Annotated in this window: 5 protein-coding genes and 1 pseudogene; 4 read left to right on the plus strand and 2 right to left on the minus strand. The window is 74.5% G+C overall.

The window, feature by feature from the left end; translation table 11 throughout:
• Window positions 1-142: 142 nt before the first annotated feature.
• The gene (locus tag ABZW03_RS36395) at window positions 143-1,699 is read right to left on the minus strand and encodes an MFS transporter (RefSeq protein ID WP_355268405.1); all 1,557 of its coding nucleotides are present in this window, start codon (window positions 1,697-1,699) and stop codon (window positions 143-145) included.
• A 290-nt stretch (window positions 1,700-1,989) separates the two neighbouring features.
• Between ABZW03_RS36395 and ABZW03_RS36400 the strand changes: the two genes are divergently transcribed.
• The gene (locus tag ABZW03_RS36400; protein ID WP_355268408.1) at window positions 1,990-2,595 is read left to right on the plus strand and encodes a TetR/AcrR family transcriptional regulator; all 606 of its coding nucleotides are present in this window, start codon (window positions 1,990-1,992) and stop codon (window positions 2,593-2,595) included.
• Here the strand turns inward: ABZW03_RS36400 and ABZW03_RS36405 are convergent.
• Window positions 2,585-2,902: a cupin gene (locus ABZW03_RS36405; protein ID WP_355268411.1), complete on the minus strand. Its 318-nt coding sequence runs from the start codon at window positions 2,900-2,902 to the stop codon at window positions 2,585-2,587. The genes ABZW03_RS36400 and ABZW03_RS36405 overlap by 11 nt on opposite strands.
• Before the next feature lie 193 nt (window positions 2,903-3,095).
• Here ABZW03_RS36405 and ABZW03_RS36410 point away from each other — a divergent pair, with 193 nt between their 5' ends.
• The 3 genes and pseudogenes from ABZW03_RS36410 to ABZW03_RS36420 all read left to right on the plus strand — a co-directional run.
• Window positions 3,096-3,362 (plus strand): hypothetical protein, encoded by a 267-nt coding sequence (locus ABZW03_RS36410; protein ID WP_355268414.1) that lies wholly within the window; start codon window positions 3,096-3,098, stop codon window positions 3,360-3,362.
• 181 nt (window positions 3,363-3,543) lie between these two features.
• Window positions 3,544-4,899, plus strand: coding sequence for a VWA domain-containing protein (locus tag ABZW03_RS36415; protein ID WP_355268417.1), 1,356 nt, complete (start codon window positions 3,544-3,546; stop codon window positions 4,897-4,899).
• 73 nt (window positions 4,900-4,972) lie between these two features.
• Window positions 4,973-5,534, plus strand: a pseudogene (locus ABZW03_RS36420) (hypothetical protein); the annotation flags it as partial.

Here is a 5,534-nt window from a genome sequence, read left to right on the forward strand (position 1 = left end):
TCAGACGCTGCCCCTTCTTGTGCCGGTCTTCCCGGATCTCGAAGTCCATCGCACCCCTTGAACTGGGGTGTTGCAACGACCGCTAGAACCCAAGGGGTGGGCGGGGGCTCTCGATGACTCGCGTGGATCGGGCCGGGGACGGTCAGGCGGTGACGGCCTCCGGGGCGGGGGTGGACGCGGGGGCGGCGGCCGGGAGGTGGCGCATCAGGCGGTAGGCCAGGACGGCGGCGCCCAGCGCGAAGACCAGGCCGACCAGGGCCGCGACGTGCAGCCCGTCGGTGAAGGCGGTGCGGGCGGTCTCCAGCAGGCCGGAGCCGAGCCGGCCGGGCAGCTGGGCCGCGACGGTGACCGCGCCGCCGAGGGTGTCCTGGGCGGTTCGGGCGGCCTCGCCGTCGAGGCCGACCGGGAGGGCGCCGTCCAGCCGGTGGCGGTAGACCGCGGCGCCGGCCGCGCCGAGCAGGGCGATGCCGAGCGAGCTGCCGAGCTCGACGGCGGTCTCGGAGGTGGCGGAGGCGGCGCCGGCCTGCTCGACCGGGGCGGCGGAGACGACCATCTCGGCGGTCATCGTCATGGTGCCGACCGTCCCGGCGGCCAGCACCCCGGCCGCGGTCAGGACGAGCGCCAGCGGGGAGTGCGCGCCGACCCGGGTCATCATCGCGAAGCCCGCCGAGCCGACCAGGAAGCCGCCGCCCATCAGCACCGCCGGGCGGACCTTGCCGGCCAGCGCCGAGCTGATCCCGACCGCCGCGCCGACGCCCACGCTCGGCACCAGCGACCAGAGCGAGGCGGTCAGCGGGCTCATGCCCTTGACCAGCTGGAGGTACTGCGAGGTGAAGAGGGCGAAGCCCATCATCGCGAACATCGCGACGGTGTTGACGCTGATCGCGCCGCTGAAGGTGCGGATCCGGAACAGGCTCAGGTCGAGCAGCGGGTTCGCGGCGGTGCGCTGGCGCCGGACGAAGGCGCCGGCCAGCAGCAAGCCGGCCGGGACGGCGAGCCCGGGGAGGAGGCTCCAGCCGTCGACGGCGAGCGTCTTGATCCCGTAGACCAGCGGCAGGACCGCGGCCAGCGAGAGCGTGGCGCCGAGCAGGTCGAAGCGGCCGGCGCGGGCGGTGGAGCGGTACTCGGGGAGCAGCACGGGCGCGGTCAGCAGCACCAGGGCCATCACCGGGACGGCGAGCAGGAAGGCCGAACCCCACCAGTAGTGCTCCAGCAGCAGGCCGCCGGCGACCGGGCCGAGGGTGGCCCCGGCGGTGAGGATGCCGCCCCAGGCGCCGAGCGCGATCTGCCGCTGCCTGGGGTCGTGGAACATCGTGCGGATCAGCGCGAGGGTCGAGGGCATCACGGTGGCCCCGGCGGCGCCGAGCAGCGCGCGGGCCGCGATCAGCTGGCCGGCGTCGTGCGACCAGGCGGCCAGCAGCGAGGCGCCCGCGAAGCCGGTGGCGCCGATCATCAGCAGCCGGCGGCGGCCGATCCGGTCGCCCAGCGCGCCCATCGTGATGAGCAGGCCGGCCAGCACGAACGAGTACATGTCCATGATCCAGAGCTGCTGGGTGCCGCTCGGCGCCAGCGTGGTGGAGATGTACGGGACGGCGAAGAAGAGCACGCCCATGTCCATGGTGAGGACGAGGGTCGGGAGCAGCAGGACGGCCAGGCCGATCCATTCGCGACGGCCTGCGCGGCCGGTGGTTGCGGTCATGGGGAAGACGGTACGGATGGCTCAGACGATTGTCTAGTACGTATGTGTAAATCGATCGTCTCAGTCCTGCGTGCGAGACGATCGAATGAGACGTTTGCGCAAGACGTTCGCGCAAGACGCTTGCGCAAGGCGGTCCTGCAAGACGAGCGTGCGAGACGGTCGCGCAAGACGAGCGTGCGAGACGAGCGAGCGGGCAAGTGGGCGAGACGAGCGCGTGAGACGAATGAGTGGGACAAGTGAGTGAGACGTTCGTGCGAGACATCCGTCCAGGACTTCCGTAGGATCGGGGCATGGGAAACCGCGAAGACCTGATGGCCGGCGCCAAGCGCTGCCTGTACGAGAAGGGCTACGGGCGCACCACCGCCCGTGACATCGCGAGCGCCTCCGGCGTCAGCCTGGCCGCGATCGGCTATCACTTCGGCTCGAAGGAGACGCTGCTCAACGCGGCGATGATCGAGGCGATCGGCGAGATGGGCGTGGCCCTGGGGGAGGTGGTGGCCGGCGCCAACGAGGTGTCGGACGAACCGGAGGTGCGCTTCGCCGCCGTCTGGAACGGCCTGCGGGACGTCTTCGTCGAGCACCGCGGGCTCTGGGCGGCCCAGTTCGAGGCGCTCGCGCAGGCCGCGCACGCCCCCGAGCTGGCACAGGCCTTCGCGGAGGCGCAGAAGGAGGGCCGGCTGGGGCTCGCCGCGCTGTTCCAGGGGCTGCCCGAGGTGCCGGACACACCGGAGGAGCTCGCCCGCGGGTCCTTCTACCAGACCCTGCTGGCCGGCTACTGCGCCCAGTGGCTGGCCGCGCCCGAACTCGCGCCCAGCGGACAGGACTTCCTGTGGGGGCTGCGGCTGGTCAGCGACAGCGTGTTCAACCCGGTGGAGCCCGGCACCGCTACGCGGTGACGGCGGTCAGCAGCACCACCGAGTCGACGTGCGCCAGCAGCCCGTGCCGCTCCTGCGGGACGGGCTCCAGGCGGCCGGCCGGCAGTTCCAGCAGTCGGCCGGCGATGGTCAGCGAGACCCGGCCGCGCAGCACCTGGACGCTGCCGGCGGTGGGCGGGTTGTGCTCGTCCAGCGTGGTGCCCGCGGTCAGCGCGATCACGGTCTGCCGCAGGATCCCGTCGTGCAGCACCAGGTGGGCGCTGCGCCCGTGCGGGCTCTCGGCCGCCCGGGCGGCGTGCTCCACGGCCAGCTGTTCGAGATCGGGCATCGCGCCTCCTCCTCGCTCCGGGCGCACTCCGTGTGCCCAGGGTCGCGGACGCCCGTCCGGCCCGCACCCGGAGCGTCCGGTCCCGCACCTGGAGCCGTCCGGCCCGCACCCGCTGCGGCCGGAGCGCGCCCGGGACCGTCCGGCCCGGGCAGTCCGAGGTGCAGCCCCCGCCGACTGCCCGCATCGTGGAGGCATGGCGACCAACCAGAGAATCTTCAGCGGGTTCCAGGTCAACCGCTCGCTGCTGGCCGGCGGAGCGGTGCTCACCGCGATCGGTACGGCGCTCAGTGCGGCCGGGGCGACGATGGTCTGCGTGGCGCTGGTCACCGCGGGCCGCAACTGGGTGCGCGGCCTGGAGACCCCGCCGACCGCCCTCGCCCAACGGGCCCTGCACGAGGCGAGGGTGGCATCCACGGCCGGCTGGGAGGCCTGGCGCGCCGAGCACGGCTCGCCCAACTGAGCGGGCCCGCCCGCCCGCCGCACCGTCCGCACCGCCCGTCCCGCCGCAGCCGCCGCACCCGCCGACGGCCTGACCGACCACCTGCCGGACGCTCCGGCGCCACGGCCCGCCGGCCCGTCCGGCGGGCCGCCCCACCGTCCTGAGCACGTCCACCCCTCACCCGACGGGAGCCGACCGCCCCATGGCAACACTGGCGAAGCCGAACCTGCCCAGGTTCGACGTGGAGATCTTCCAGAACGAGTACCTGGCCGACGGCGCCCGCGAGGTCAACGCCATCGTCACCGTCACCGCGACCGGCGGCGGCACCTCCGGCGGCCGGCCGCTCGGCTTCGCCGACGCCGCCCCGGCGGGCGCCGGCACCGCGGCGGCCGTGGTCGTCCTGGTGGACTGCTCGGGCTCGATGGACTACCCCAAGAGCAAGATCAACGGCGCCCGGGAGGCCACCGCCGCCGCCATCGACGCGCTGCGCGACGGCACCGCCTTCGCCGTCGTCGCCGGCACCCACGAGGCCCGCGACATCTACCCCGGCGACGGCACCCTCGCCACCGCCTCCGCCGCCACGCGCGAGCAGGCCAAGGAGTCGCTGCGCCGGCTCACCGCGGCCGGCGGCACCGCGATGGGCACCTGGCTGGCCAAGGCCGACCAGCTCTTCCTCACCCGCCGCGACATCCCCATCCGGCACGCCGTGCTGCTCACCGACGGCAACAACGAGCACGAGTCGGCCGAGGACCTGGCCCGCACCATCGAGCGGGTGACCGGCCACTTCACCGCCGACTGCCGCGGCGTGGGCACCGACTGGCGGATCGACGAGCTGCGCCGGATCTCCTCGGCGCTGCTCGGCACCACCGACATCGTCGCCGAGCCCTCCGGCCTGGCCGAGGACTTCCGCTCGATGATGGCCGGCGCGATGGGCAAGCAGGTCGCCGACGTCGCGCTGCGGATCTGGACCCCGGCCAACGCCACGGTCCGGTTCGTCAAGCAGGTCGCCCCCGCGGTCGAGGACCTCACCGCCCGGCGCACCGAGGCCGGCCCCCGGGCCGGCGACTACCCCACCGGTTCCTGGGGCGACGAGAGCCGCGACTACCACGTCTGCGTCGAGGTGCCGGCCGCCTCGGTCGGCAACGAGATGCTGGCCGCCCGGGTCAGCCTGGTGCTGCCCCGGCAGGTGGCCGGCGGCACCCCCGAGGTGCTCACCCAGGGCCTGGTCAAGGCGGTCTGGACCGACGACCTGGCCTCCTCCACCCGGATCAGCCCGCAGGTCGCCCACTACACCGGGCAGGCCGAGCTCGCCTCCTCCATCCAGGAGGGCCTGGAGGCCCACCGGGCCGGGGACGTCGACCGCGCGACCGCCAAGCTGGGCGCCGCCGTCCGGATCGCACACGCGACCGGGAACGAGGGCACCTACAAGCTGCTCCAGAAGGTGGTGGACGTGGTGGACCCGAAGGAGGGTACGGTTCGGTTCCGTAAGAACGTGAGCGAGGCCGACTCGATGACCCTTGAGACCCGGTCGACCAAGACGGTACGTGTGAAGAAGTGACCGCTGAAGACGTGACCGGGCCGGCGCCCCGGCGCGACGCCGCACCGAGCCGGCCGGAAACGAGGGGGACCTGATGCCGATCTGCCCGAGGGGCCACGAGTCGCAGGCCGAGGACTGGTGCGACTTCTGCGGCTTCCCGATGACTCCGCCCGCCCCCGCGCCGGGGGCGCACGGAGGCTACCCCGGAGCGCACGGGGCCGACCCCGCGCCCGGCGCGCACCCCGGGTACCCGGGGCACGGCGGCGCCTCCTTCGGCGCCCCGCCGCCCCCGCCGCCGATGGCCCCGGGGTCCGTCCCGCCGCCCGGGGCACCCCTGCCGCCCCCGGGCGCGATGCCCCCGCCGCCGCACGGCGCCGTGCCCCCGCACGGGGCCGTCCAGCAGGCCGGACCGCAGGCCGGGCCGCAGGGCCTCACCGCGGGCCTGGCCGTCTGCCCGATCTGCCGCAGCCCGCAGACCGGACGGTTCTGCGAGGAGTGCGGCTACGACTACGAGCTCTCCACCCCCTCGCGCCGCCAGGTGCCCGGCGCCGGCCACACCCCGCCCGGCCCGGGCCAGCAGCCGCCGCTGAACATCCCGGCGGCGTACGGCGGCACCCCGCCGCAGGCCCCGGCCGGCCAGCCCCCGTACGGGCAGC

Source organism: Kitasatospora sp. NPDC004799 (assembly GCF_040609095.1).
Classification (GTDB): domain Bacteria; phylum Actinomycetota; class Actinomycetes; order Streptomycetales; family Streptomycetaceae; genus Kitasatospora.

Bases quoted from the DNA above. Each gene is read 5' to 3' on its own strand.
- ABZW03_RS36405 (WP_355268411.1), bottom strand. From the start codon at position 2,902: ATGCCCGATCTCGAACAGCTGGCCGTGGAGCACGCCGCCCGGGCGGCC.
- ABZW03_RS36400 (WP_355268408.1), top strand. From the start codon at position 1,990: ATGGGAAACCGCGAAGACCTGATGGCCGGCGCCAAGCGCTGCCTGTAC.
- ABZW03_RS36410 (WP_355268414.1), top strand. From the start codon at position 3,096: ATGGCGACCAACCAGAGAATCTTCAGCGGGTTCCAGGTCAACCGCTCG.
- ABZW03_RS36395 (WP_355268405.1), bottom strand. From the start codon at position 1,699: ATGACCGCAACCACCGGCCGCGCAGGCCGTCGCGAATGGATCGGCCTG.
- ABZW03_RS36415 (WP_355268417.1), top strand. From the start codon at position 3,544: ATGGCAACACTGGCGAAGCCGAACCTGCCCAGGTTCGACGTGGAGATC.